Source organism: Metabacillus niabensis, from assembly GCF_902829255.1.
In the GTDB taxonomy this organism is placed as follows: Bacteria; Bacillota; Bacilli; order Bacillales; family Bacillaceae; genus Metabacillus; species Metabacillus niabensis.
Window position 1 is genome coordinate 1 of record NZ_CADEPK010000292.1, and the last position, 2440, is coordinate 2440.

A 2440-nucleotide genomic window follows, 5' to 3' on the forward strand; every position below is an offset into this window, starting at 1 on the left:
GCTAATGCCGAATATTGAATTGGACAAACGTGTCCTTTTGAAAGGACAAATCTGTCACGATCCTCCCAGTTAGGGTTACTTGGATCGATATTCATTTCTTTAAAATAGAGCGCTGTCATTAAGTCTGCAGCAGATAGCGATCCGCCCGGATGACCTGATTGTGCTTTATGAATCATTGTTAACGCTGTTTTTCTCATCTCAATAGCTTTCTCTTTTAACTCTGCAATACTTATATTTTTCAACTCTGTCACCCCAATAATTATTTAATAAAATAGAAAATTTGTAATCTTGTTAACTTGTCATACAAGTTAATTTATATTTGTAGTATACATTTTTCTGTTTCACTTGTCTACTAAGTATACAAATAATTTTATTTTTTAGTGTGGAGCAACTTGTCAATTTAGGTTAACCACTACAATAGCTACTCTTACTGGTATCATCTTACATGAAGAATCATTAGTAAGCGCTTTAATATAATGATGAGTTTCCCCTTATTTTTTCCACGAAATAAATCAAGCTGTTGTAATCCCTTACAATGATCGTTTAATTAGGACAATCAGTATATAAAATTTGTAATCTTGTCTACTAAGTTTCTTTGTAGTTAAATTGTACTTTTTTATCCAATAAATTGTCAACATGATCATTAATCATTGATTTACGATATATCGGACTATCATTTTATAAAACATTCCCTAAAACTATGGTAAAATGTGTTAGGCATTACACTATAATTCTTGTGGAAATATCTACTATTGTGAGGTTTTTTTATGGAGGATAAAAAACAAAGTAATTTTGACTATAATTTTATCTTAACGTTAATCCTTTTCTTTCTTGTAAGTTGTATAGCTATCTATAACGCTCAAATTTTAGGTGATTTAAAAGAGAATTTTCTACTTAAACAAATTGTATGGTACATAATTGGTGTTTTAATTATCCTGTTTGTGATGTTTTTTGATATGGAACAAATCCAAAAGCTCCGTTGGTATCTTTATTCATTTTCACTCTTCCTTTTAGTCGTATTAGTGATTTCCCCTGAAAGTATTGCAAGACCAATTAATGGGGCGAAGAGCTGGTTTACATTTATTCCTGGAGTTTCATTTCAACCATCTGAAATCGCAAAAATAGCTTTAATCATTGTATTAAGTTATATTATCTCAACAGCAAATCATCTTACTAGCATTAGAGCTCATCTCATTCTTTTAGGAAAGATGACCGTTGTCACAATCATTCCAATTCTATTGATTATGCAACAGCCAGACCTCGGTACGTCATTAGTGTTAATTTCGATTTTTACAGGATTAGTTCTTGTTTCGGGGATCTCATGGAAAATAATTTTACCAGTTTTTTTATCAATTGTTATTGTTGGTGGAGGTTTGATTTATTTAATCTTGTATCAACCAGATTTGATTAAAGCTCTTGGTGTCAAAGAATACCAATTAGGAAGAATATATGCTTGGTTAGATCCTGAAACATATAAACTTGGCGAGGGTTATCACCTCTATCAATCCTTATTAGGAGTAGGTTCTGGACAATTATCTGGGGTACAAAACACGGTCATCCATATACCAGAAAGTCAAACAGATTTTATCTTTAGTGTCATTGCCAATCGGTATGGATTTTATGGAGCAGCAGCTGTTATTTGCATATACTTTATTTTAATCTATCGGATTATTAAACTATCGATCGATGTAAAGGATCAATTCTCATCTTTAGTCTGTATCGGTGTGATTACGATGATTACGTTTCATGCCTTCCAAAATATTGGAATGACTATTGGGTTATTGCCTATTACAGGAATCCCTCTTCCATTTATCAGCTATGGAGGAAGCGCAATGATTGGAAATATGCTTGCCCTTGGGTTAGTTATGAGCATTAGCTTTAGAAATAAGAAATATCTATTCGATTCATAATTATCCTTACATTCATCAAAGCCTAGTTTAAGGGATGAAAATAGCAGTCTAGTAATGGAGAACTAAGCTATTGTTCGACATTATCAGACTGCTATTTCGTTTGATATTAGCTTAAAAACAAGCTTGCTCTTGAATAAATTTTTTACTTAATGATTTATAATTTTGTTTATTTCCGCTACAGGAGAATTGCTTTCCGCGGGAAGTCCGGAATATAAGCTAATCCCAAAAATTAAAAATGATCTCCCCAATTATTTTAGGCTTCCAGTATGCTATTTGCTCCAATTCAGCTTGATTGAATTCGTTATCGTTTTGTAAAATATCTTTTTTAGAAGCTTGCCTTAGTATTACAGGTAGATTCAGTTCAGAAGAAGGTAATACATGGTAAAAAGAGCTTAACCGTTTGACTAGCTCCGCTTCTTCATCAATAAATCGTATCTTTTCATATTCAACAGCTGAAGCAAAGGCTACATATGGATAATGTTCATTAAGCAATATATGAAAAATCCTATTACGAAGCTTAACTTTAGCAT

General features: G+C 32.2%; 1 protein-coding gene and 2 pseudogenes. 1 reads left to right on the forward strand and 2 read right to left on the reverse strand.

What is annotated here, in order from left to right:
• Positions 1-242, reverse strand: a pseudogene (locus HU235_RS16790) (transketolase); the annotation flags it as partial.
• Between the two features lie 525 nt (positions 243-767).
• Between HU235_RS16790 and HU235_RS16795 the strand changes: the two are divergent.
• On the forward strand, positions 768-1910 hold the full coding sequence (locus tag HU235_RS16795; protein WP_174880950.1) for an FtsW/RodA/SpoVE family cell cycle protein: 1143 nt from the start codon (positions 768-770) through the stop codon (positions 1908-1910).
• Between the two features lie 216 nt (positions 1911-2126).
• Here the strand turns inward: HU235_RS16795 and HU235_RS16800 are convergent.
• Positions 2127-2440 (reverse strand): annotated as a pseudogene (locus tag HU235_RS16800) (hypothetical protein); the annotation flags it as partial.

Bases quoted from the DNA above. Each gene is read 5' to 3' on its own strand.
- HU235_RS16795 (WP_174880950.1), top strand. From the start codon at position 768: ATGGAGGATAAAAAACAAAGTAATTTTGACTATAATTTTATCTTAACG.